The following is a 23,202-nucleotide window of genomic DNA, read 5'->3' as shown; positions in this document are numbered from 1 at the left end:
CTCAGGCCGTAACCAGTGCTCAGGCCGTAACCAGTGCTCAGGCCCTGATCAGTGCCTAGAAGTACGACATGATGCGCCGCGGAGCGTCCAGCAGACGGCTGACGACCAGCACCGGCAGCGGCGGCTGCTCCGCCTTGGCGGGGCTCAGGTTCAGCCCGTAATAGATCTGCTCGATCGACGGCGGTCCGACCGCGAGGTTGCGCCGGACCGCTGTCGACGGCGACTCCTCACCGGTGTTCACGAGGTACGCGGCGGCCATCGCGCCCGTACGGCCGACACCCGCGCCGCAGTGCACGAACACCGGACCGGACGCCGTGGAGACCACGTCGAGGAAGCGCTGCACCTGCTTCGGCGACGGCGTCTGACCGTCACGGATCGGCAGGCGTACGACATTCAGCCCGGCGTCGCCCGGTTCGGCCAGCTCGGCCGTGCTCATGTCCTCGGCACGCAGGTCGACGACGGTGGTGATGCCCATGCCCGACAGCGCTCGGTAGCCGGCCGGGGAGGGCGCGGAGCCGCGCCACAGCCGACCGTCGGAGTCGACCGGCTGGAAGTGGTTCACGCCCTGGACGACGCGCGTTCCGGCGGGTGCGGGGGTCTCCGTTCGGGCCAGGTACGACAGGCCCAGGATGCTGCCGGCACTGACTGCCCACAGAACGAAGTAGCCGATCACGATGCCGACGACGACCCGCAGTGCGCGCTGCGACAGTGGGCGCTTGCGGAGGGCAGGGTGGGGCAGAGTAGCGGAGATGACAGCCATGGGCGACCCGGGGGACTAGGGGACGTGGGCGCAAACGGAAGAGTACCCCGGGGATTGCGATCAATGGGTGATACGTCCGTTTTTGTGCGATACGTCTCAGGGGTCATGCCCGGTCGCCCGGCAGCAACCTTTTCGGTCACCGTGAGTCGTCGCCCGACTCCACGTCATTGACGGCGACCACCGTGAGGTGCGCGCGCTCCAGCGTCGCGTCCTCCAGGCAGCCGCGCAGCCGCATGAGGTCGTGGTCGGTGAGCGCGGGCCGTACGACCCCGGCGAACATGCCGTTCCCCAGGTCGCCGAGCGGAGCGTGCCGCAGCGGTGCGGATGTGGAGTCGCGGCAGCCCTCCCAGATCTGCTGGGCGGCCAGTGCCTTGCGACTGGCCGACACGTCCGTGCCCCGCAGATCGACCTGGACCACCATCGAGGTCGCCTCGTGCTCGTTGGACTCCTCCGCCCGGGTCTGGGTGAGGTCGGCGAGGCTCACGACCAGCGCGGCGACCAGGGCGACGGAGAGGACCGCGACGGTGGTCACGCGTGCCCTACTGCGGCCGGAACTCGTGCCCGGCGCCGGCAGGTCCTCCAGATCGCCGGGCGCCGCCGGATCGGGCGCGGACAGGACGGCCAGCTTTCCGGCCAGGCGCCGCTCGGCGGGTCTGGCCGTGGCCGACGCGACCTTCTGCACCACCCAGGCGAGCCCGGACAGCACCACTCCGGCCACCATCAGCACCGGCACGAAGACGTACGAGCGGTCCGCCGGGTCCTCCAGCCAGCGGAACCGTGTCTCCTCCCGAGCCAGGGCCGGTTCGCGCAGCCGCGTCAGCATGTCCTCCTGGCGGGCGTCCAGCTCGCGCTGCCGCCGGTCGGTGTCGCGCAGCCGGTCCTCGATCCGGTTCAGCCGTCCCAGCGTCACCAGGCCGACCAGCATCACCTCGATGACCAGCAGCAACACCCCGCAGATCACCGCCCGCTGCCACTGCCAGCGGTACAGATAGACGATCAGGTAGGTGCCCGCGCCCGCCGCCGCGAGCGCTCCGAAGACATACGCGATCTTCCTCATGGCGCGTCCCCCGGTCCTACGTCACCGGCGGTCCCGTCGACCGTCAGCCGCGAGCCCGGCGGGAAGCGGCGCACGGCGTCCACGGCGCCGACGACCGCGGGCAGCCCGTACTCCCTCGCCAGGACCGCCAGATGCGACAACGGGCTGCCGGTCTGCGCGACCAGGCCGGTGAGGCCGGGCAGCAGCGGGGCCAGCGCGGGGTCCAGGGTGCGCACGACCAGCACGGCATCCGTCGGCCGCGGCCCCGTCCCGTCCCATACGGTCCCGACGGCACGGCCCGCGGACACACCCCGCACACCGTCGCTTCGTCGGGTGTCGTGTTCGGCGGCGACGACCTGACCGTCCGCGAGCCGGAATTCGTCCGGCAGCGGGGGCGACGCGGGCCGCGGCACCCGCTCGTGGAGGTCGCCGGGCAGGGGGCCGCCGTCCAGTACCTCGGCCAGCTCCGCCCAGCGCAGCAGGCTCACGCGCTCGACACCGACCCCCAGTCGCCGTGCCGCTTCGCGGACGAGCCGCACCTGCAGTTCCTGCACCCAGCGGACGCGGAGGCGGAGGGCTTCGCGGGGTGGAAGAGCGGTGACGAGGAGTGTTTGGGGGGTGGTGGGGGTGGTTGCCCGTGGGCGGGCGGTGGCAAGGGTGGTTGCCCGTGGGCGGGGAGTGGTGGGCGTGGTTGTGGTTGCCTGCGGGTGGTCTGTGGTCCGAGTGGCGCCTGCGAATGCGGTGGCGTAGATGGCCAGCCGTGCATCGTGCACCGGCCCCGGTGCCTGCCCTCCGGTGGTCCCGGGCGCGGACGCGGGTGCGGGCGGCAGGGCGACCTCCGGCAGCTGCCCCCGGCCGTGCAGGCTCGGGGCGGTGAGGGCCAGGACGACGGGGTCCGTGGCGATCACCTGGTCGTCGGGTACGCCCTGTGCGCGGGCGTCGGCCAGTGCGGTGAGGGCCGTGCCGGCCGCTGTGCGGCTCTTGGGCGGTTCGTGCAGGAGGGCGCCCGCGAGGGCCTCCTGGGCGTGCAGCGAGACCAGGGCCCGGCGGGTCCAGCGGAGCTCCGCGGCGAGGGCGGAGCCGGAGAGCGCGCCGAGTGACGGGATCTCGGCGAGGCGGCGGTCGATGTCGGCGGTGAGGTCGGTGGCCAGTCCGGGCAGGGCGGAGACGAGGCGGCCCACCCGCCAGGCCGCGGTGAGGCGGCGCGCTCCGGGTGCCGGGTTGAGCAGCGCGAGCCAGCGGTGCCGCGGCGGCACGGCGCCGAGGAGGCGCAGGTCGGCGGCCGCGCGCCCGCCGACGGTCGTGACCGTCGGCACGGACTTGAGCAGCCTGCGCGGTGCCGTGCCCCCGATGTCGAGCGCGGCGGCGAGGCCGCGGGCCATCGGCGCCACCCACAGGTCCTCCTCCAGCGGCGCGAGCTGCTCGGGCAGCGTCTCCGCCACCGGACCGGGTCCGAGCAGCCGTGCCCGGCGCCCCGGCCGGGCCGCCATCGCGGTGATCGGCCTGCTCTGGAACAGCCACAGCCGCCCGTCCGCGTCGAACCCGAACTCGACGTCCTGCGGCCCGCCGAACACCCGCCGGACCCGGCGCGCGAGCCGCGCCAGGCGGAACAACTCGGCGCGCGTGAGCAGCGAGCCGGCTCCTGAGCGCGGGTGCCGCCGATCCGGCGGCTCGCCCCGCCGGTCCGCCGGCTCGACCGGCGAGGGTGCCGACGCGAGCGGAGGCTCTCCCGCGGCCTCCGTCCACGCGTCCTCGGCGGACTCGGTCCGCAGCAGTCGTCCGTGCCCGCTCAGCCAGTAGCTGATGCCGCTGCGCGTGCCGCCGACCAGGCTGTCCGGACCGCCGCGCACCGCGCTGACCAGCATCCGGTCGGCCCGTCCCGCGACCGGGTCGGCCCCGAACATCACCCCGCCGACCTGAGCGGACAGCATGGGCTGCACCAGCACCGCCATCGGCGCCGTGGATCCGTCGGGCCGGTGCGCCGAGTCCAGCACGGTCTGTACGGCCGTAAGAAAGTCCCGCCAGCCGCGCACATCCAGCACCGACGTGAACTGACCCGCCAGGGACGACTCCTCGGTGTCCTCCTGGGGCGAGGAGGACCGTACGACGAGCGGGCGGGTGCCGCCGTCGGAGAGTTCGTCCCAGGCGCGCCGCAGGGCGATCATGTCGCCGCTCGCCTGGTGCGGGATCACGAACCCGGGCAGTACGGGCAGCCCGGCGCGGGCCGCGCGGGCGAGATTCGCGGCCTTGGAGCCCATCAGACGGGGGAGTGCCGTGCCGGACTGGTTCAACGGGACCACGGCCGGGCCGTACACGCCGGTCTGGCCGGCGGCGACGTCGCCCCGGTGCTCTTCCCCGCCGCGGGCACCTTCTCCATGACGTTCATCGACTGTCGTCATCGCACACCCTCCAGGACCGACCGCCAACAGGGGGGACGCGCGGGAGGGGCCCTGCGCCTGACGACGGAACGAAGGATGGGGGCGAGCCGCTACCGGCCCGGTCAGGGTGCGACTACAGCACGCCTCCTGCTCCGATGATCCCACTCCTGTTTGGCTGCATGTAGTCCGGAAGCCACTTTTCGGACAGATAGGAGAACAAATCCGAGCGCGGCAGTATGCCGGGTCGGGACGATTCGTCCGGCGGCAGCAGCCCCGGATCCTTCGTGAGCAGGATCCGGCGCGGGCGGTTCCTCCACGGGCAGGATTGCGGCGGGAGCCTCAGCCCCCGTCAGGCCCCGGCTCCTCAGCCGGCGGCAGCACCCCGCAGAGCGCCTCCAGCGCGGCCCCGTACGCGTGCTCCGAAGGCGTGGCGTAGCCGACGACGACGCCGTCGCGGACCGGCATGTCCGGCTCCGCCGCCGGGTGCCGGAACTCGGCGAGGCCGTCCAGGGCGACGCCCTGCCAGGTGGCGGCCTTGACGGTGGACCGCTCGGTGCCGGGCGGCAGCCGCAGCACCGCGTGGAGTCCGGCGGCCACACCCGTGACCTCGACGTGCGGCGCCTGCGCGGCCAGGGCGGCCACCAGGCGGTCGCGGCGGCTCCGGTACCGCTGCCGCATCCGCCGTACATGACGGTCGTACGCCCCGGAGACGATGAAGTCGGCGAGGCTCAGCTGATCGAGGACGCTCGCCCATGCCTCGCGCTCGCCCTTGGCCGCGAGCACATCACCGACGTACCGCTCCGGCAGCACCATCCACCCGAGCCGCACCGCCGGCGAGAGACTCTTGCTGACCGAGCCGATGAAGATCACCCGCTCGGGATCCAGGCCCTGGACGGCGCCGACGGGCTTGCGGTCGTAGCGGAACTCCCCGTCGTAGTCGTCCTCCAGGACCAGGCCGCCACGCGCGCGTGCCCAGTCGATCACGGCGGCCCTGCGCTCGGCGTGCAGCGGGCCGCCGGTCGGGAACTGGTGCGCGGGCGTGAGCAGCACAGCCCGCTCGCGTGCCAGCCGGTCGACGCGGGCGCCGTCGTCGTCGAGGGGGAGCGGAACGGTCCGTACGCCCGCGGCGGCGAGCAGTTCCCGGTGGAAGCCCAGCCCGTACGCCTCCACGGCCAGCGGTCCGCGCAGCACACCGCCGCCACCGCCCCTGTCCTGGCCGAACAGCAGCCGCAAGGCGTGCGCGAAGCCGGAGCAGATCACGATCCGGTCCGGCTCGGTGCGTACGCCGCGCGCGCGTGCCAGGTAGTCGGTGAGCGCCTCCCGCAGTTCGCGGCGGCCGGCGGGATCGCCGGGCCCCAAGACCTCGTTCGGTGCCTGCTGAAGGGCCCGCCGATAGGAGGCCAGCCAGGCCGCACGCGGGAACGCCGACGCGTCCGGCGTGCCCTGCCGCAGATCGTGCCGGGGCCCACGCGCGCGTGCTGGCGCCTTCCGGGGTACCCGCTCGGCGCTCCTCTGCTGCCTGGAGGGCGTGGGCGGTAGTCCCATGGCCACCCTGGTCCCCGAGCCCTGCCGCGCGGTGAGCCAGCCCTCCGCGACCAGCTCCGCGTACGCGTCGGCCACGGTGTTGCGGGCCACCCCGAGGTCGGCGGCGAGCGAACGGTACGGCGGCAGCCGGGTGCCGGGGGCGAGCCGCCCACTGCGCACGGCCTCGCGCAGGGCGCGGATCAGGGCGGCCCGCCGCCCGCCGGATCCGGACGCCCCCGAGGGATCCGAGAGGTCCAGATGCAGGTCGGCACCGATCCGCTCCGCCGAATTGACCCACGAATTCGCCATGGAAATGCACCCTACAGCCGGTCTTTCCAGGCCGTAGGTTGATGCACATGACGACGAACACGATCGACACCGAGCTGGCCGAGTCCATCAACGAGGCCCAGGCCGCCCGCACCCGCCTCGACCTCGCCAAGTCCGCCCCGAAGGTCTTCCGCGCCATCATCGGCTTCGACGCGGCCGCCCGCGAGGGCCTGGACCCGGCGCTCGTCGAACTGATCCAGATCCGCGCCTCGCACCTCAACCACTGCGCCTACTGCCTCCACATGCACACCAACGACGCCCGCAAGGCCGGCGAGAGCGAGGACCGTCTGCACCTGGTCGCCGTCTGGCGCGAGGCCCGCCACTTCTTCACCGAGAAGGAACAGGCGGCCCTGGCCCTGACGGAGGCGGTGACCCTGGTGGCCGACGGAGGGGTGTCGGACGAGGTGTACGCACATGCGGCGACCCAGTTCGACGACGCGGAACTGGCCCATGTCCTCGCCCTGATCATGACGATCAACACCTGGAACAGGGTGGCGCTCGCCACGGGGAAGGTGGCCGGGACGGACGAGCGGCGCTAGGGCGAGCGCCGCTCGGGGTCCCTACACCGTCATCGGCCGGTCATACGGCGATATCGGCGCCGGCAACCGCGAACTCCCCGTCAGATAGTGGTCGACGGCCGCCGCCACCGCCCGCCCCTCGGCGATCGCCCACACGATCAGCGACTGCCCCCGGGCGGCATCCCCCGCGGCGAACACCCCGGGCACGTTCGTCGCGAACCCGGCATCCCGCGTGATCGTGCCGCGCGGCTCCAGCTCCAGCCCCAGCTGCTCGATCAGCCCGTCCGTGCGGTCGGGCCCGGAGAAACCGAGGGCGAGCAGCACGAGGTCGGCCGGCAGCGTCCGCCCGCTGTCCGGCAGCGGGCGGCGCCGCTCGTCCACCTCGACCAGGTGCAGCGACCGCACGTGCCCGTCGTCGTCGCCCGTGAAGTGGAGCGTGGACGCCGCGAACAGCCGGGCGTCCGCGTCCGCCGCGGGCGCCGTCTCCAGTTCGCGCGCCTCCTCGTGCGCGGCCGAGAGCCGGTAGATCTTCGGGTACGTCGGCCAGGGCTCGGCGTCCTCGTCCCGCTCGGCGCCCGGCTGGGCGTAGATGTCCAGCTGGGTCACGGACGCGGCACCCTCCCGCACGGCGGTGCCCAGACAGTCGGCCCCCGTGTCCCCACCGCCGACGATGACGACATGCTTCCCGGCGGCGGACATGGGGGACGTCTCCATATCCCCCTCGCGCACCCGGTTGGCCAGCGGCAGATACTCCATCGCCTGCTCGATGCCGCTCAACTCCCGCCCCGGAACGGTGAGTTCACGCCAGGCCGTCGCCCCGGTGGCGATCACGACGGCGTCGTAGCGCGACCGCACCTCGGTCGCCCCGACGTCCCGCCCGACCACCGTCGAGGTACGGAACTTGGTCCCCTCGGCCCGCATCTGCTCGATCCGCCGCTCCAGATGGTGCTTCTCCATCTTGAACGCGGGGATGCCGTACCGCATCAGCCCGCCGATCCGGTCGTCCTTCTCGTACACGGCGACCGTGTGCCCCGCCCGGGTCAGCTGCTGCGCCGCCGCGAGCCCCGTGGGCCCCGAGCCGATGACGGCGACCGTCCGTCCCGACAGCCGGTCCGGCGGTCGAGGCGGCGTGAAGCCCTCCTCCCACGCCCGGTCGGCGATGGCGCACTCGACGTTCTTGATGGTGACGGCCGGCTGATTGATCGCCAGCACGCACCCCGCCTCGCACGGCGCCGGGCACAACCGTCCGGTGAACTCGGGGAAGTTGTTCGTCGCGTGCAGCCGGTCCGCCGCCGCCCGCCAGTCCTCCCGGGACACCAGGTCGTTCCACTCGGGGATCAGGTTGCCCAGCGGGCAGGCGTCGTGGCAGAAGGGGATCCCGCAGTCCATGCACCGGTCGGCCTGCTTGCTGATGATGGGCAGCAGCGCCCCCGGGACGTACACCTCGTCCCAGTCCCTGGCCCTCTCCTCCACGGGCCGGCGGGGCCAGTCCTGGCGGGGGGTGGTCATGAAGCCCTTGGGATCGGCCATGGCCGTCTACCTCGTGCGCGTGTGACGTGCTGGAGCCGTGCGTCGTCGGGCGGCACTCTTCCGGCAACGATACGTCCCACCGGCCACGCGCGCAGAGTGGGCGGACAGCGCTTTCTCGCGCAGGCCCGCCCGGCCCCCCCGTCTCTCCCATCAGCTGATGGCCAGCACGTACGACACCGTCGCGGCGGCCGAGGCGACCGTCCGGACGTGGTTCCACGCCGTCCACTCCCGCACATACGCCGGCCAGTAGTCGGCCGCCTCCTGGGTGCCCGGCTCCAGCTTCATCAGCGCGTCGTTGCGGGGCACGTTCGCCACCATGGTCACCCCGAAGGAGCCGAACAGATACAGCGCACTGCCCAGCAGGAGCTCCACCGTCCCCTCGTCCGGCCAGAGCACGAACGTCACCACGGCGATCACCGCACACAGCACCGCCGACCCGATGAACACCAGCATGAACGCCGGCATCAGAGCGGTCACATTGATCGCCCGCATCGCGGCGACGCCCTGCGCGGGCGGCAGCGAGGCGAGTCCGCGCATCACGAAGGTCGAGAAGGCGCAGAACACCCCGGCCACGAGTCCGGTCCCGACCACACCGATCACGATCAGTACGAAGTACGGCCCATCGATCATGTCAACGTCAACTCCCGCATCCCGCCGGGATCCTGCCCGGCCCGTCCGTCACCTCAAGTGAAATCCTGTACGAGAACAGTGACCATGGCCGAGCGGCGCGAGCACATACGCGAGCGTCCAGTCGAGCGAAACCGGGAACGTTCGTCCCGTGTGCGTTCCGCTGATCCCGTACCTCCCCGGGCCCGCCATCAGCCGACCTCGGATGCCTCCGCCCGCCACCCCCGCAACGTCGTCTGCACCGCCGCCATGATCCGCCGCCGAGCCTCGTGCCGAGGCACCCCGCTCATCAGCAACTGGTCGTACGGCGTCTCCAGGTGCCGCACGGACGCCACGACCGCCGAAGTCACCGCCACCTCGGTCAACGCCCGCCCCGCCGCACTCCGCCCCACCCGGCCGCTGCCCCGCACCGACGCATGCGCGGCGATGTCCCGCGCCCGGTCCGCCGGACACCCCGGGAACAGCCGGCGTATCTCCGCCGCGAACGCCTCCGCGAACCGCACGTCCTCCAGCGCCCGGCGCCGCGCGTCCCGCACCCGGCGCCGCCGCCGTGCCTCGGCGTCCACGAGGCACCGCTCCTCGGCCCGCGCGAGCCCCGCCTCCTCCACGAGAACGCCCTGCCGCTCGTAACGGCCCTTGCGCCGGTTGAACCGCACCACCACCGCCGACAGCGCGCTCTCCTCCCGGGACCGACGCGTCAACGCCGTGTCGCCGCGCGGCAGGAACACCAGATGCCCGAGGTCGGCACAGTCCAGACACCGAGGCGCCCCGTCCTCCAGCACGAGCATCTGCAACGGCCCCGCATGGCACTCCGCGCAGAGCCGTCGCTTGAGGGGCTGGATGACGAGAAGGCCGGTTCGGAGCGGGGGAGTTGTGCGGGGTGCCATACGGGGTTCATTCCCCCCGGGGTGGGGCCGGGGAACTCCCTGATGAAGCGTCGCGCAGCCGCCCTGGCCGGTTGCTCCAGGAGCGAAACCGAGAGGTGCCGGCGCCCCTCCCCGCGGACCGCGCCGCACCACACCCTCCGCCTGTCGCATCATGGGCCGTGTGCGACTGGAAGCGATCACCTGGGACCGGCTCGGCGATCTCCTGGCCGAGCGGCTGCTCGACCTGAAACCGGCCGACGGCAGCCCCTGGCCGCGCATCGCCTTCGACGGTGCCCCGGCCGCCCGACCCGGCGACCTGGCCGAGCGGGTGGGGGAGGCGCTGCGCATACGCGGCCGCCCCTCGCTCGCAGTCGGCACGGAGGGCTTCCTGCGCCCCGCCTCGGTCCGCCTGGAGTACGGCCACCGGGACGTGGAGGCCTACTACGACGGCTGGTTCGACACCGGCGCACTGTGGCGCGAGGTCTTCGGCCCTCTCGAACCGGGCGGCGACGGCCGCGTCCTGCCCGATCTGTGGGACCCGGTCGCCGACCGGGCCACCCGCAGCCCCCACGTCCAACTCCCGCCCGGCGGCTTCCTGTTGCTGCACGGTCCCCTCCTGCTGCGCCACTGGTTCCCCTTCGATCTGACCGTCCATGTCCTCCTCTCACCCGGCGCCCTGCGCCGCCGCACCCCCGAGGACGAGCACTGGACCCTCCCCGCCTTCGAGCGCTACGACCAGGAGACCGACCCGGCCGGCACGGCCGACGTCTTGGTGCGCGCCGACGACCCCCGGCACCCGGCGTGGAGCGGTGGAGGAGAGTGATCCACCAAAACTCTTCTATATGCACATGCATTTAAATATGCTGGTGCTCATGTGACGACCTCCGCGAGCGATCCGATCCTCTTCGACGACTCCGTCCGCTCCCTGCTGGACGGCCGGAATTTCGCCGGCGTGGCCACGCTCGGCCCTGACGGCGCGCCCCAGAACTCGGTGGTCTGGAGCAAGCGGGAGGGTGACACCGTGCTCTTCTCCTCCGTGGACGCCCGCCAGAAGGTGCGCAACCTCCGCCGCGACCCCCGCATCAGCGTCTCCGTCTACGACCTCACCAACCCCTACTCCTCCGTCGAGATCCGCGGGCCGCCGGGGCCGCCTGCCCCGCTTCGGCATGCTCGGCTGGCAGCCCGGCGGGCGGCCCGCCCGTCCGCCCGGCGTGCCGGCCGGTGCCGGGCAGCCGGAGCGCGGGCGGCTCGGGCGGCGTGCTGGTGGGCGTGCCGTTCCACCGCCCAGATCGTCCCGGACGAGGCCAAGCGGCTCCCGTTCGAGCTTTCGCACAAGTACCTCGGTATCGACCCGCCCGCCGAGAGCGACGACGAGTCCCGCGTGATCATCCGCGTCGTACCGCGGAAGATCGTCCGCTTCTCGGCCTGATCGACGCCTGCGGCCCATCGCCGTTACCGCTCCGTTCCAGGTGCAGGGGCCGGACGCCACGGCGAGAATGAAGGGCGCCGGGACTAGCGGTGCGTCCCGCGCCGCGCCGGCCGTCCGGCATCGGGAGGTAGTCCATGACCACTGCCGGAGACATCATGCACCGAGGCGCCCAGTGGATCCCGGCCCACGAGACCCTGGACCGCGCCGCCCAGTTGATGCGTGATCTGGGCGTCGGAGCCCTGCCCATCAGCGACGAGAACGAAAGGCTCTGCGGCATCCTGACCGATCGCGACATCGTCATCGGCTGTGTGGCCATGGGCCACGACCCGAGCAAGGTCACCGCCGGCGAGATGGCTCAGGGCACCCCGCGCTGGATCGATGCGAGTGCCGACATCGGCGACGTGCTCCGGGAGATGAAGGATCACCAGATCCGCCGGCTCCCCGTCATCGACAACAAGCGCCTCGTCGGCATGATCAGCGAGGCCGATCTGGCCCGGAACCTCTCGGAGGACGAGATCGGCCCATGGGTCGAGAGCGTCTACGCCATGGGCGCATCGCCGACGACGCACTGACCGGGCGAAGGCCCTGCCACCCGGTGTGCCGTTCCCGTCCGGCCGGCCGTGCCGGACGGGAACGCGTCGCGGGCGGTCGGAGCCGTCGCCAGCGTCGCGGTCGGTCGGGACGTCAGCGTCGCGGTCGGTCGGGACGGCAGTGTCGCAGGAGGTCGAGCCGTCGAAGCCGTGGTCTGTCGAGCCGTCAGAGCCTGGCCGGAGCCGTCAGAGCCACCCGTTGCGCCGGAAGCCGCGGTACAGCAGCACACACGCGACGGATATCACGCCTATGACCAGCGGATAGCCGAACGTCCAGCGCAGCTCCGGCATGTAGTCGAAGTTCATGCCGTAGACCCCGCACACCATCGTCGGTATCGCGATGATCGCGGCCCAGGCCGTGATCTTCCGCATGTCCTCGTTCTGCGCCACGGTGACCTGTGCCAGGTGCGCCTGGAGGATCGAGTTGAGCAGCTCGTCGAATGCGGCTATCTGCTCCTTGGCCCGCAGCAGATGGTCGGAGACGTCGCGGAAATAGGCCTGTATCTCCGGCTCGACGGCCCCGATGGGCGCCGTGGCCAGCTCCTCCAGCGGTCGGCTCAGCGGGACCACGGCCCGCTTCAGCTCCAGCAGTTCCCGCTTGAGCTGGTAGATCCGCCCGGGGTCGGCCCGCGCTCCGTTCTCCGCGAACACGTCCGTCTCGACCGCGTCGATGTCCTCCTGCACCGCGTCGGTGACGTGGAGATAGTCGTCGACCACGTGGTCCGCGACGGCGTGCAGCACCGCCGCCGGTCCCTTGGCGAGCTGCTCTGCGTTCGACTCCAGCTCCTCGCGCAGCGGGCCCAGCGAGCCGTGCCGCCCGTGGCGCACCGTGATGACGAAGTCCTTGCCGACGAACACCATGATCTCGCCGGTGTTCACGACCTCGCTGGTCGCCGTGAGCTTCTCGTGCTCGACGTAACAGACGGTCTTGAACACCGCGAACAGCGTCTCGTCGTACCGCTCCAGCTTCGGCCGCTGATGGGCCTCGATCGCGTCCTCGACCGCCAGCGGGTGCAGGTCGAACAGCTCGGCGATGCCCGCGAACTCCTGGTCCGTCGGCTCGTGGAGGCCCAGCCAGACGAACCCTCCACCGCGCTTTCGTATCCTCTGCACGACGTCGACCAGATCACCGCTCTCCGGGACCCGCACGCCGTCCCGGTACGTCACACAGTTCACCACCGAGGAGCCCAGCGGGGACCTGGCGGGGTGGCTGAGGTCGACGCGGGGGCGGCGTCGAGCCAGCCGTGCCACCTTGCGCAGGCCGCCGACCTTGCTCAGGCCCGTGACCTTCCGCAGATTCCCTGCCATGGACATCTGGATCTCCTTGCGTGGATCCCTTGCGCCGCGTTCCTGCGCCTTGGCCTGCCAGTTTGCCAGCCGGTGGTGAGTGGCGGGTAAGCCTGTGGGAATAGCGGATTCCGCCTGGTTCCCGCCTGTGGACAACCGGCCCGGACAACCGGTCCACCCAGGTAGGACGCATCCCCCGCCCGGCCGGATGCAATCTCCCCGCCGGACGTCCGCCATCTCGTCGTAGGTGCCGCGTCGCCCGCTCATCGCGAGCGGGGCAACTGGGATGATCCCGCCATGACGCGAAACGACGGGTATCTCCTCGACAACCGGCAGACCGAGGCGGGCGAGCGTTTCGACGCCTTCGCCACCCTCTTCGACCCCACGACCTTCCGGCACCTCGAAGGATTCGGCATCGGACCCGGCTGGCGCTGCTGGGAGGTCGGCGCCGGCGGCACCTCGGTCGTGTCCTGGATGGCCAAGAAGGTCGGCCCGACCGGGAGGGTGGTGGCGACCGACATCGACACCTCTCAATTCGCCTCCGCCGCCCGGCCGCCGGTGGAGGTCCGTGTCCACGATGTGGGCGCCGACGAACCGCCGGGGGAGGGGTTCGACCTGGTGCACGCCCGGCTCGTCCTCGTCCATGTGCCGGACCGGGAACGGGCGTTGCGCTCGATGATCGAGTCCCTGCGCCCCGGCGGACGGCTCCTGGTCGAGGACGCCGACCCCGCTCTGCAGCCCCTCATCTGCCCCGACGAGTACGGCCCCGAGCAGCAACTGGCCAACCGGCTGCGCCAGGGCTTCCGCAAGCTCCTCGCCGACCGCGGAGCCGACCTTTCCTACGGCCGCAGGCTCCCGCGACTGCTGCGCGAGGCCGGTCTGCGCCAGGTGACGGCCGACGCCTACTTCCCGATCACCTCGACCGCCTGTGCCGCCCTGGAGTCCGCCACGATCCGCCAGCTCCGCGACCAGCTCGTCACCGCCGGCCTCGCCACGGACCAGGACATCGACCGCCACCTCGCGAACGTCGCCACCGGCACGATGGATCTGGCCACGGCCCCGCTGATCTCGGCGTGGGGACGGAAGGCATAGCCGGCACCGCCTGGGGCGGAGCGCCACAGGCGACCGGGCGGTACCGCCCGGCTGCAGGACGGCGGCGCCGACCGCCGCGCAAGTGACCGTCACCGGGGGTGCGGCACCGACCGCTTCCCAAGTCCCGTCATCCCCGCTGCGGCGGCCTCCCTCCGACCCGCTCCACCGCCAGTGCCCCCGCCCGGCACCCCGCCCGAGCCGCCTCCTCCGGCTCCATACCGGTGAGCAGCGAGGCGAGGAAAGCGCCGGTGAAGGCGTCCCCCGCTCCGGTCGTGTCCGTCGGTGTCGCCGGTACGGCGGGGACGTGGGCGCTCACCGCGCCGGACCGGGCCACCAGCGCGCCGTCCGCGCCCTGCTTCGCGACCACGAGCGGCACCTGGCGACTCAACTTGGCCGCCGCGTCAGCCGCATCCGGCAACCCCGTGAGCAGACAGGCCTCGTCACGGCTCGGCAGCAGGACGTCCACGCCCTCCGCCAACGCCAGGAAACGATCGACGCCCAGCTCGACGAGGAACCCGGCGGACGCCGGATCCAGGCTCACCGGCACCCCGCGCGCGCGTGCGGATGCGAGAGCCTCCGCCACCAACGCCCGGCCCGACTCGGAGAACAGCAGATAGCCCGACAGATGCAGCCATATGACACCGTCGAGGAGCGCGTCCGACCAGTCGCCGGGTTCGAGTCGCAGCGACGCGCCGCTGTCGGTGAGGAACGTCCGCTCGGCGGCGGCACCCGTGTCGACCAGGCAGATCACCGTCCCGGTCGATGCCCGCGGATCGACCACGAGACAGGGCCGCACCCCGCTGGCGATCAGCTCCCGCTCGTGCCATTCGACGGCGTCCGCGCCGACCCGCCCCAGCAGGCGCACCTCCGCGGAGCCTCGATACGCGGCCCAGCAGGCCACATTGGCGCCCGCGCCGCCCGGCATCGTCCGGATGGCCGCCCCCGTGTCCGTCCCCGAGGCGAGCGGCCCCTGATGCCGGGCGATGACGTCCGTCACCACATCCCCGACCACGAGCAGAGCACCTTCGCGGACGCCCGACGCGCCCGGTCCGCTTGCCGAACCGTCGGACAACGTCCCGCTCACGCCCCGGCCCAGGCCGCCGCGATCCGGCCCGCAAGCCGTACGTTGCCGCGCACCGCCGCGAGATTGGCGCTCAGCGAGGCACCGTCGGTGTGCCGTACGAGGTAGTCCAGCAGGAACGGCGTGACGGCCTGACCGGTGATGCCCTCCTCCTCGCACGCGTGCAGTGCGTCGGCGAGCACACGCGCGTGCAGCTCGGGATCCAACTGCTCGGCCTCCGGCACCGGATTGGCGACGATCAGCGCCGACTCGGGCCCGTCGAGCGCCTCCTGAGCGCGCATCACCTCGGCCACCTCCTCGGGCGAGCCGAGCGTCCAGTCCACGGGGTGCCCCGAGTCGGAGAGGTAGAAGCCGGGGAAGTGCTCGGTGCGGTAGCCGGCCACCGCGACGCCCAGGGTCTCCAGCCGTTGCAGGGTCGCCGGGACATCCAGGATCGACTTCACCCCGGCGCACACCACCGTGATCCGCGTACGCGCGAGCAGCCCCAGATCGGCCGACTCGTCCTGCGTCACCGTCCACTCCCGGTGCACACCGCCGAGCCCACCCGTCGCGAACACGCGCACGCCGGCGAGAGCCGCCAGCAGCGCCGTCGCCGACACCGTGGTCGCCCCGCTCGCTTCGGAGGCGACAGCGAGCGGCAGATCCCGGTGCCCCAGCTTGCGGATCCCGTCCTCGTTCGCGATCCGCTCCAGCTGTTCCTCGTCCAGGCCGACGTGGGGCCGCCCGTCCAGCACGGCGATCGTCGCCGGAACGGCACCCTCCCGCCGTACGACGTCCTCCAGCTCCCGCGCCACCTGAAGATTGCGCGGGCGAGGCAACCCGTGCGCGATGATCGTGGACTCCAGGGCCACCACGGGTCGACGCGCGTCGATCGCCTCCCGCACCTCTTCCGACACCACCAGCACCACGCGCCTGCCTCCTGTCCGTCGGTCTTCCCTCATCTCTGGCGGGCGCCGCGCCCGATCAAACCCCTTGCGGCCTGTGGGACACGACACCAGCCTTGGACGCATGAAGGACAACACTGCACGTCTCGACCATGTCGTCCTCTGGGTGCGTGACCCGGTGGCGTCGGCCGACTTCTTCGAGAAGGCGGTCGGCATGGAGCCGGTCAGGCTCTCGGAGTTCTCCGCGGGGGCGGTTCCCTTCCCCTCCGTTCGCCTCAACGAGGAGACGATCCTCGACCTCATGCCGCTCACCATGGCGGAGCGCATGAAGATGCTGCCCGGTGCCGCCGAGAGCGCCGGGCACCCGGTCAACCACGTCTGCCTGGCGCTGCCCGGCGACGACTTCGACACCCTGCGCGCCCGCCTGGAGGAGCGCGCCGCACCGGTGTCGGACATCTCGCACGATTCCTTCGGCGCCCGCGGCAAGGCCAAGCGCAGCTTCTACTTCCGCGACCCCGACGGCAATGTCTTCGAGGCCCGGCACTACGACTAGCGAGCCATGAAGGGGGCCACGCGCGCGTGGCCCCCTTCGGACACGTCGGACCGGACCGGCCGGGCGACGGATGTCAGACCGGCCGTACGCCGTCCAGCACCCCATGCGGGTTCAGCACGTACTTGCAGCCGGCGCCCTGGTCGAACTCGGCGTAGCCACGTGGTGCGTCCTCGATCCCGATCACGGTCGCGTTGACCGCCTTCGCGATCTGCACCCGCTCGTGCAGGATCGCCCTCATCAGGCCCCGGTGGTACTGCATGACCGGGCACTGACCGGAGGTGAAGCGGTGGCTCTTGGCCAGCCGAGGCCGAGCCGCACCTTCAGCGTCCCGGACTTCGTGTCCTCGTTCGCGTGGCCACCGGAGGACACACCCGCCCTCCGCCTCCCCGGTGGAGCAGGGCGTAACGTCAGTCGCCCGCCGGAGCGTCCTGGGCCCGCCCACCCCGGGTGAACAGCGCCAGCGCCGCCAGCGGAAGCAGCAGGCACGCGGCCGCGAGGTTCAGCCAGCCGTAGCTCGCCTGGGCGACCACGAGCCCCGCGGCGGCCCCGCCGAGACCCGCGGACGCGTTCATGACGAGGTCCGACAGACCTTGCGCGGCGGCCCGCGCGGGCTGTGGCACGGAGTCAGTGAGCAGCGCGGAACCGGAGACGAGCGCCGCCGACCAGCCGAGCCCGAGCACGAACAGCCCGGCGGCCGTCTGTCCGTGGCTGCCGCCGGCCGTACCGGCGACGAACACCGCGCACGCCAGCAGCCCCACGGCGAGCCCGATCCCGGACAACCGTCCCAGCCGGTCCGACAACCGCCCCATGAGCGGGGCGAACGCGTACATGCCCGCGATGTGCCCGCTGATGACCAGCCCGATCAGATCGATGCCCGCGCCGTGGTGCGCCAGGTCGACCGGGGTCATCGACATCACCGAGACCATCGCCGTGTGCGCCACGGCGACCGTCACCACCGCGAGCCGCGCCCGCGGCGAGGCGGCCACGGCAGTCATCCCGGCACGCAGTGAACGGGCCGCGGGCGAACTCTCCTCCGCCGGCGCCAGCGCCCGCGCCGTCAGCAGCGGGTCCGGCCGCAGCAGCACGGCCACCACGAGCGCGGATATCAGGAAGATCCCGGCCGCCCACAGGAACGGACCCGCCGTCGCCGGTATCCCGAGGCCCGTGACACTGCGACCGGCGGGCGCGGCTATGTTCGGGCCGAGGACCGCGCCTATGGTCGTCGCCCACACGACGAGGGAGATGGCTTGGGCCCGCCGCTCCGGCTCGGCCAGATCCGCGGCCGCGAACCGCGCCTGGAGATTCGCCGACGAGGCCGCACCGAAGGCCGCCATCCCGCACAGCAGCAGCGGGAAGCTCCCGATGCGGGCCGCGATCACGGTGACACCGGCGCCCAGGGCTCCGATGAGATAGGCCAGGACGAGCCCGGGACGGCGTCCGCGCGCGGTCATCAGCGCGGCCAGCGGCATCGAGAGCACCGCCGTACCGGCGACGGTGGCGGTGGGCGCGAGCCCGGACAGCGACTCGGTGCCGCTGACCTCCTTGGCCAGCACGGCCGCGAGCGCGATGCCGGTGGCGACACCCAGCCCGCCCAGGATCTGCGTCGTGATCAGCACGGCCGAGATCCGGCGTCGCAGGGCCGGCAGCCGGTCGGGCGGGACCGTCGCGACGACCTGTCGCTCGACGGCGGTCATGAGGTGTGAATGAAAGGTGTCGTCACAGGCGCAGTCTCCCCCCTCTTCACTCGCCTGCCCATCCCCGGGAAAGACCGGCAACCGTCAGAACAGCGGCTCCGGCAGTACCCCCTCCAGCGCGAGCAGCTTGCGCTTGGTCTCCAGGCCGCCTCCGAAGCCGCCGATTCCGCCGTCGCTCTCCACGACCCGGTGACAGGGCACGACGACCGGCAGCGGATTGGCGCCCATGGCCGTGCCGACCGCCTGGGCCGCGCCCGGCTGCCCGACCCGCCCGGCCAGATCGCCGTACCCGACGACCGTGCCGTATGGGACACCGGACGCCAGCTCGCGCAGCACCTGCCGGTTGAAACCGGAGATCAGGGACCAGTCCAGCGGCAGTTCGAAGTCACGCCGCGCACCCGCGAAGTACTGCTCCACCTGACGTATCGCCTCGGCCAGCAGCGGGGAGTCGGGCGCCTCGACCGGCTCGGCACCCAGCCGGGACGCGAGACGGTCGAGCATCTTCTCGCGCACCTTCTGCGTGGCGTGGAACACGACGCTGACCAGGCCGTCGCGAGTCGCGGCCAGCATCAGCGGACCGATGTCGGTACCGACGACGGTCCAGACGACCTGCTGCTCGTACTGCCCGTGGCTGTCCATGCGCCAACCGTACGACCCGCCACTGACAACGCCCCCGCCTCACTTCGCGGGCAGGGCGTCCCGAACCACGTCGGGGGTGTTCGTGATGATCCCGTCGACGCCGTACCCGGCGACCAGCCGCGCCGTGTTCGCGTCGTTCACCGTCCAGACGAAGACCTCCAGCGGCCTGCCGTGCGGCCCCTCGACCGCGTGGACCGAGGCGACATAGCTCATGGACACGGAGCCGTACGAGGGGTTGATCTGGTCGGCGAAGACCGCGTACCGGTCCAGGTCCGCCACGGACGGCGTCCCCAGGAAGCCGGTCTTCACGGCGGGCTTCAGCTCGTGGACGGTCCGCACGCTGTCGGCGCTGAAACTCTGCACGATCAGCCGGTTCGCCACATGGGTCTCGTCGAGCCACCCCTCGTTGCCCAGGGCCTTGAGCGTCTGCTGCTCGATGCCCGGGTAGAGCTCGGGGTTCTTGATCTCCAGGAGCAGCTTCTGATGGTGCAGTTCCACACGATCCATGTACTGCTTCAGCGTCGGCACGCGCGCGCCCGCGTACTCGGGGCCGAACCAGCTGCCCGCGTCGAGGCGCGTGATCTCGGCCGCCGTGAAGTCCTTCACCTTCCAGGGCGCCCGGTCGGGGAAGACCTCCTCCGCGTCGGTCGTCCGCCTGAGGTTGTCGTCGTGAAGGACGACCAGCTCGCTGTCCTTGGTGCGCTGGACGTCGTTCTCGACCCAGTCGATGCCCAGCTCGGCGGCCTTGTCGACAGCGGCCAGCGTGTTCTCGGGGGCATAGGCGGAGGCCCCTCGGTGAGCGATGACCGTGGGCCGCTCGGCGCCGGCCCGGGCGTCGGGGGCGGGAAGAAGCAGAGCGGCGGTTCCCAGGAGCGCGGTCGTCGTGGCGGCTACAGCGCGCGCGTGCATGCGTACTCCTCGCGTCGGACGATCACGAACAGCTCAACTGTGACAGCAGAGGGTCAACGGCGGAGGAGTACAGAATGGCCACAGATTGAATGGAGTTGCCCGGGGCCGCTCACGCTTGCGGCACAACTGAGGCAAGGCCGTGTTTCTTTGCCGGAAAATCGTTCGACCATTGCGGTGGGCGTTACCCTCAGCCTCAACCCTGACCGCTCGGGCGGTACTGGGAGGGGGCGCATTTCACGGGGATCCGGGATGTAAGAGGGCGGGAAGGGCAGCCGCGTATGCAGGGCACGATCGACGGATTCAGTTATGGACTCGTCACACCGCTGGTGGCATACGTCATGGCCTGCCTGGGCGGAGCGCTCGGCCTTCGCTGCACCACCAGATCGATGCTCGTTTCCCAGTCCTGGCGCCCGGGCTGGCTCGCTCTGGGCTCGGCGGCCATCGGCTCCGGCATATGGACGATGCATTTCGTCGCGATGATGGGGTTCACGGTCGAGGAAACGCCGATCCACTACGACAAGGCGATGACCTTCGGGAGCCTGGCCGTCGCCATCGTCATGGTGGGCGTCGGGATCTTCATAGTCGGTTACAAGGGCGCACGAGGAGCGGCCCTGTTCACCGGCGGCACCATCACCGGTCTGGGCATAGCGTCGATGCACTACCTGGGCATGGCCGGCATGCAGCTCAACGGCAAGCTGGAGTACAACACGTTCACCGTGGGCGCCTCCGTCGTCATAGCGATGTGCGCGGCCACCGCCGCCCTGTGGGCCGCCGGACAGGTCAGGGGCCTGCTGTGGAGCGTGGGCGCGAGCCTCGTCATGGGCCTCGCCGTCAGCGGGATGCACTACACCGGCATGGCCGCCCTCAGTGTCCATCTGCACGGCACGGGAGCCCCCGCCACGGGCGACTCGCCAGCGGCCCTGCTCGCGCCGATGCTGGTCGGCCCGCTCGCCTTCCTGCTCCTCGCGGGTGCCGTCGTGCTCTTCGACCCGAAGATGGTCATGGGGCGACCCGCGGTGACCCCCGTCGAGCCCAAACCGGGCGTCCCCGCCCACGCCACCGTCCCGCACCCGGCCCGCCGCCCCCCGCTGCGGCCCCGCCGCACCGCCGGAACCCGAGGCCCCCGGACCCCGCAGAACCTCTGACCGGACCGCGTTGTCAGTGGGGGGTCGTACGGTGGATCCATGCGGCCCGTTTCCAACATCGAACGCACGGTGGCGCCCTTCGAGGTCGTCAGCCCCTACCAGCCCAGCGGCGACCAGCCGCAGGCCATCGCCGACCTCGCCCGGCGCATCGACGCGGGCGAGAAGGACGTCGTCCTGCTCGGCGCGACCGGCACAGGCAAGTCCGCCACCACCGCGTGGATGATCGAGAAGCTCCAGCGCCCCACCCTGGTGATGGCGCCGAACAAGACCCTGGCCGCCCAGCTGGCCAACGAGTTCCGCGAGCTGCTGCCGAACAACGCCGTCGAGTACTTCGTCTCGTACTACGACTACTACCAGCCCGAGGCCTACGTCCCGCAGTCGGACACCTACATCGAGAAGGACTCCTCGATCAACGAGGAGGTCGAGCGCCTGCGCCACTCGGCGACGAACTCGCTGCTCACCCGCCGCGACGTCGTCGTGGTCGCCTCGGTCTCCTGCATCTACGGCCTCGGTACGCCACAGGAGTACGTGGACCGCATGGTCCCCCTCAGGGTCGGCGACGAGATCGACCGGGACCAGCTGCTGCGCCGTTTCGTGGACATCCAGTACACGCGCAACGACATGGCCTTCACCCGCGGCACCTTCCGGGTGCGCGGCGACACCATCGAGATCTTCCCGGTCTACGAGGAGCTCGCCGTCCGCATCGAGATGTTCGGCGACGAGATCGAGGCCCTGTCCACGCTGCACCCGCTCACCGGCGAGATCATCAGCGACGACCAGCAGCTGTACGTCTTCCCGGCCTCCCACTACGTCGCGGGCCCCGAGCGTCTGGAGCGGGCCGTCAACGACATCGAGAAGGAGCTGGGCGAGCGCCTCGCCGAACTGGAGAAGCAGGGCAAGCTCCTGGAGGCCCAGCGCCTGCGGATGCGCACGACGTACGACCTCGAGATGCTCCGCCAGATCGGCAGCTGCTCCGGTGTCGAGAACTATTCGATGCACTTCGACGGCCGCTCGCCCGGCTCAGCGCCGAACACCCTGCTGGACTACTTCCCGGAGGACTTCCTGCTCGTCATCGACGAGTCGCACGTGACGGTGCCACAGATCGGGGCCATGTACGAGGGTGACGCCTCCCGCAAGCGCACCCTGGTCGACCACGGCTTCCGCCTGCCCTCCGCCCTCGACAACCGGCCCTTGAAGTGGGAGGAGTTCCAGGGACGCATCGGGCAGACCGTCTATCTGTCGGCGACCCCCGGCAAGTACGAACTCTCCCGCGGGGACGGCCAGGTCGAGCAGATCATCCGTCCCACCGGCCTCGTAGACCCGGAGGTCGTCGTCAAGCCCACCGAGGGCCAGATCGACGACCTGGTCCACGAGATCCGGTTGCGGGTCGAGAAGGACGAGCGCGTCCTGGTCACCACCCTCACCAAGAAGATGGCCGAGGACCTCACGGAGTACTTCCTGGAGCTCGGCATCCAGGTGCGCTATCTGCACAGCGACGTCGACACCCTGCGCCGAGTCGAGCTGCTGAGAGAGCTGCGCGCGGGCGAGTTCGACGTCCTCGTCGGCATCAACCTCCTCCGCGAGGGCCTCGACCTCCCCGAGGTGTCCCTGGTGGCGATCCTCGACGCCGACAAGGAGGGCTTCCTGCGCTCCGGTACGTCCCTCATCCAGACCATCGGCCGTGCGGCACGCAACGTCTCCGGCCAGGTCCACATGTACGCCGACAAGATCACCCCGGCGATGGAGAAGGCCATCGACGAGACCAACCGCCGCCGGGAGAAGCAGGTCGCGTACAACAAGGCGAACGGCATCGACCCCCAGCCGCTGCGCAAGAAGATCAACGACATCGTCGCGCGGATCGCCCGCGAGGACGTCGACACCGAGCAACTGCTGGGCACCGGCTACCGCGCGAAGAAGGACGGCCGGGGCACCAAGGCTCCCGTGCCTTCCCTCGGCGACAAGGCGGCCAAGGGCGCGAAGTCGGCCAAGTCCGCCAAGGGCAAGGCGAAGGAGTCGGTGCCGACCGACCGTCCGGCCGCCGATCTCGCCGAGCAGATCGAGGAGTTGACGGAGCGGATGCGCAACGCGGCCGCGGATCTCCAGTTCGAGATCGCGGCCCGGCTGCGCGACGAGGTGTCCGAGATGAAGAAGGAGCTGCGTCAGATGAAGGAGGCGGGTCTGGCCTGACAGGCCCGCCCGAACGGTCGTCGGCCGAACTCCCGGTACTCGCTGTGTTGCAAGACCGACACAAAGTGGGGACCGGGGTACGGCACTGTCAGTGCCTCTGCGTAGGGTTCTCGTCATCCGCGGGGTCCGCGGCCAACAGGGGAAAG

General features: G+C 71.4%; 22 protein-coding genes. 8 read left to right on the top strand and 14 right to left on the bottom strand.

Annotation, left to right across the window (positions count from 1 at the left end):
* Positions 1 to 55: 55 nt before the first annotated feature.
* The 4 genes from ACFQ6S_RS30335 to ACFQ6S_RS30320 all read right to left on the bottom strand — a co-directional run bounded on the left by ACFQ6S_RS30335 (position 56) and on the right by ACFQ6S_RS30320 (position 6,007).
* On the bottom strand, positions 56 to 760 hold the full coding sequence (locus ACFQ6S_RS30335; RefSeq protein WP_383416607.1) for a dual specificity protein phosphatase family protein: 705 nt from the start codon (positions 758 to 760) through the stop codon (positions 56 to 58).
* Between the two features lie 136 nt (positions 761 to 896).
* Positions 897 to 1,817: a hypothetical protein gene (locus tag ACFQ6S_RS30330; protein ID WP_383416603.1), complete on the bottom strand. Its 921-nt coding sequence runs from the start codon at positions 1,815 to 1,817 to the stop codon at positions 897 to 899.
* Positions 1,814 to 4,195: a PEP/pyruvate-binding domain-containing protein gene (locus ACFQ6S_RS30325; protein ID WP_383416600.1), complete on the bottom strand. Its 2,382-nt coding sequence runs from the start codon at positions 4,193 to 4,195 to the stop codon at positions 1,814 to 1,816. Before ACFQ6S_RS30325 ends, ACFQ6S_RS30330 begins: the two co-directional genes overlap by 4 nt.
* Positions 4,196 to 4,513: 318 nt before the next feature.
* Positions 4,514 to 6,007 (bottom strand): PLP-dependent aminotransferase family protein, encoded by a 1,494-nt coding sequence (locus ACFQ6S_RS30320; protein ID WP_383416598.1) that lies wholly within the window; start codon positions 6,005 to 6,007, stop codon positions 4,514 to 4,516.
* A gap of 47 nt (positions 6,008 to 6,054) precedes the next feature.
* On the opposite strand from ACFQ6S_RS30320, the gene ACFQ6S_RS30315 reads away from it, so the two are divergent.
* Positions 6,055 to 6,564 (top strand): carboxymuconolactone decarboxylase family protein, encoded by a 510-nt coding sequence (locus ACFQ6S_RS30315; RefSeq protein WP_383416595.1) that lies wholly within the window; start codon positions 6,055 to 6,057, stop codon positions 6,562 to 6,564.
* 21 nt (positions 6,565 to 6,585) lie between these two features.
* Here ACFQ6S_RS30315 and ACFQ6S_RS30310 read toward each other — a convergent pair whose 3' ends face one another.
* From ACFQ6S_RS30310 to ACFQ6S_RS30300, 3 genes are all read right to left on the bottom strand, one after another.
* Positions 6,586 to 8,073: a glutamate synthase subunit beta gene (locus ACFQ6S_RS30310; protein WP_383416592.1), complete on the bottom strand. Its 1,488-nt coding sequence runs from the start codon at positions 8,071 to 8,073 to the stop codon at positions 6,586 to 6,588.
* Positions 8,074 to 8,223: 150 nt separating this feature from the next.
* Positions 8,224 to 8,703 (bottom strand): DUF1772 domain-containing protein, encoded by a 480-nt coding sequence (locus ACFQ6S_RS30305; RefSeq protein WP_383416589.1) that lies wholly within the window; start codon positions 8,701 to 8,703, stop codon positions 8,224 to 8,226.
* Positions 8,704 to 8,891: 188 nt separating this feature from the next.
* Positions 8,892 to 9,587, bottom strand: a complete 696-nt coding sequence (locus ACFQ6S_RS30300; protein WP_383416587.1) for a DUF2293 domain-containing protein — start codon at positions 9,585 to 9,587, stop codon at positions 8,892 to 8,894.
* Positions 9,588 to 9,738: 151 nt separating this feature from the next.
* Here ACFQ6S_RS30300 and ACFQ6S_RS30295 point away from each other — a divergent pair, with 151 nt between their 5' ends.
* The 3 genes from ACFQ6S_RS30295 to ACFQ6S_RS30285 all read left to right on the top strand — a co-directional run bounded on the left by ACFQ6S_RS30295 (position 9,739) and on the right by ACFQ6S_RS30285 (position 11,567).
* Positions 9,739 to 10,389 carry a uridine kinase gene (locus ACFQ6S_RS30295; protein WP_383416584.1) on the top strand — a complete coding sequence of 217 codons (651 nt, stop codon included), beginning with the start codon at positions 9,739 to 9,741 and terminating at the stop codon, positions 10,387 to 10,389.
* A gap of 51 nt (positions 10,390 to 10,440) precedes the next feature.
* A complete protein-coding gene (locus ACFQ6S_RS30290; protein WP_383416581.1) occupies positions 10,441 to 10,995 on the top strand; it encodes a PPOX class F420-dependent oxidoreductase in 555 nt (184 codons plus the stop codon).
* Between the two features lie 134 nt (positions 10,996 to 11,129).
* The gene (locus ACFQ6S_RS30285) at positions 11,130 to 11,567 is read left to right on the top strand and encodes a CBS domain-containing protein (RefSeq protein ID WP_383416578.1); all 438 of its coding nucleotides are present in this window, start codon (positions 11,130 to 11,132) and stop codon (positions 11,565 to 11,567) included.
* A gap of 204 nt (positions 11,568 to 11,771) precedes the next feature.
* On the opposite strand, the gene ACFQ6S_RS30280 is transcribed toward ACFQ6S_RS30285, so the two are convergent.
* A complete protein-coding gene (locus ACFQ6S_RS30280; RefSeq protein WP_383416575.1) occupies positions 11,772 to 12,899 on the bottom strand; it encodes a magnesium and cobalt transport protein CorA in 1,128 nt (375 codons plus the stop codon).
* Between the two features lie 270 nt (positions 12,900 to 13,169).
* On the opposite strand from ACFQ6S_RS30280, the gene ACFQ6S_RS30275 reads away from it, so the two are divergent.
* Positions 13,170 to 13,964, top strand: a complete 795-nt coding sequence (locus tag ACFQ6S_RS30275) for a methyltransferase (protein WP_383416573.1) — start codon at positions 13,170 to 13,172, stop codon at positions 13,962 to 13,964.
* Positions 13,965 to 14,091: 127 nt separating this feature from the next.
* Here the strand turns inward: ACFQ6S_RS30275 and ACFQ6S_RS30270 are convergent, their stop codons facing one another.
* Positions 14,092 to 15,036, bottom strand: coding sequence for a carbohydrate kinase family protein (locus ACFQ6S_RS30270; protein WP_383417250.1), 945 nt, complete (start codon positions 15,034 to 15,036; stop codon positions 14,092 to 14,094).
* A gap of 8 nt (positions 15,037 to 15,044) precedes the next feature.
* A complete protein-coding gene (locus ACFQ6S_RS30265) occupies positions 15,045 to 15,953 on the bottom strand; it encodes a pseudouridine-5'-phosphate glycosidase (RefSeq protein ID WP_383416570.1) in 909 nt (302 codons plus the stop codon).
* A gap of 100 nt (positions 15,954 to 16,053) precedes the next feature.
* On the opposite strand from ACFQ6S_RS30265, the gene ACFQ6S_RS30260 reads away from it, so the two are divergent.
* Positions 16,054 to 16,482, top strand: a complete 429-nt coding sequence (locus ACFQ6S_RS30260; protein ID WP_383416567.1) for a VOC family protein — start codon at positions 16,054 to 16,056, stop codon at positions 16,480 to 16,482.
* A gap of 73 nt (positions 16,483 to 16,555) precedes the next feature.
* Here ACFQ6S_RS30260 and ACFQ6S_RS30255 read toward each other — a convergent pair whose 3' ends face one another.
* From ACFQ6S_RS30255 to ACFQ6S_RS30240, 4 genes are all read right to left on the bottom strand, one after another.
* Positions 16,556 to 16,741 carry a hypothetical protein gene (locus ACFQ6S_RS30255; RefSeq protein WP_383416564.1) on the bottom strand — a complete coding sequence of 62 codons (186 nt, stop codon included), beginning with the start codon at positions 16,739 to 16,741 and terminating at the stop codon, positions 16,556 to 16,558.
* Between the two features lie 148 nt (positions 16,742 to 16,889).
* A complete protein-coding gene (locus ACFQ6S_RS30250) occupies positions 16,890 to 18,176 on the bottom strand; it encodes an MFS transporter (RefSeq protein WP_383416561.1) in 1,287 nt (428 codons plus the stop codon).
* A gap of 84 nt (positions 18,177 to 18,260) precedes the next feature.
* Positions 18,261 to 18,815 carry a methylated-DNA--[protein]-cysteine S-methyltransferase gene (locus ACFQ6S_RS30245; protein ID WP_383416558.1) on the bottom strand — a complete coding sequence of 185 codons (555 nt, stop codon included), beginning with the start codon at positions 18,813 to 18,815 and terminating at the stop codon, positions 18,261 to 18,263.
* Positions 18,816 to 18,854: 39 nt separating this feature from the next.
* Complete coding sequence (locus tag ACFQ6S_RS30240) at positions 18,855 to 19,724, bottom strand: glycerophosphodiester phosphodiesterase (protein ID WP_383416555.1); 870 nt, start codon at positions 19,722 to 19,724, stop codon at positions 18,855 to 18,857.
* A gap of 278 nt (positions 19,725 to 20,002) precedes the next feature.
* On the opposite strand from ACFQ6S_RS30240, the gene ACFQ6S_RS30235 reads away from it, so the two are divergent.
* The gene (locus ACFQ6S_RS30235; protein WP_383416552.1) at positions 20,003 to 20,869 is read left to right on the top strand and encodes an MHYT domain-containing protein; all 867 of its coding nucleotides are present in this window, start codon (positions 20,003 to 20,005) and stop codon (positions 20,867 to 20,869) included.
* Between the two features lie 39 nt (positions 20,870 to 20,908).
* The gene (gene uvrB / locus ACFQ6S_RS30230) at positions 20,909 to 23,056 is read left to right on the top strand and encodes an excinuclease ABC subunit UvrB (protein WP_383416549.1); all 2,148 of its coding nucleotides are present in this window, start codon (positions 20,909 to 20,911) and stop codon (positions 23,054 to 23,056) included.
* The last annotated feature ends 146 nt before the right edge of the window (positions 23,057 to 23,202 follow it).

Origin of the sequence: Streptomyces sp. NPDC056479 (assembly GCF_042795335.1) — a bacterium.
Classification (GTDB): Bacteria; Actinomycetota; Actinomycetes; order Streptomycetales; family Streptomycetaceae; genus Streptomyces.
This window is presented reverse-complemented; position numbering and strand designations above follow the sequence as displayed.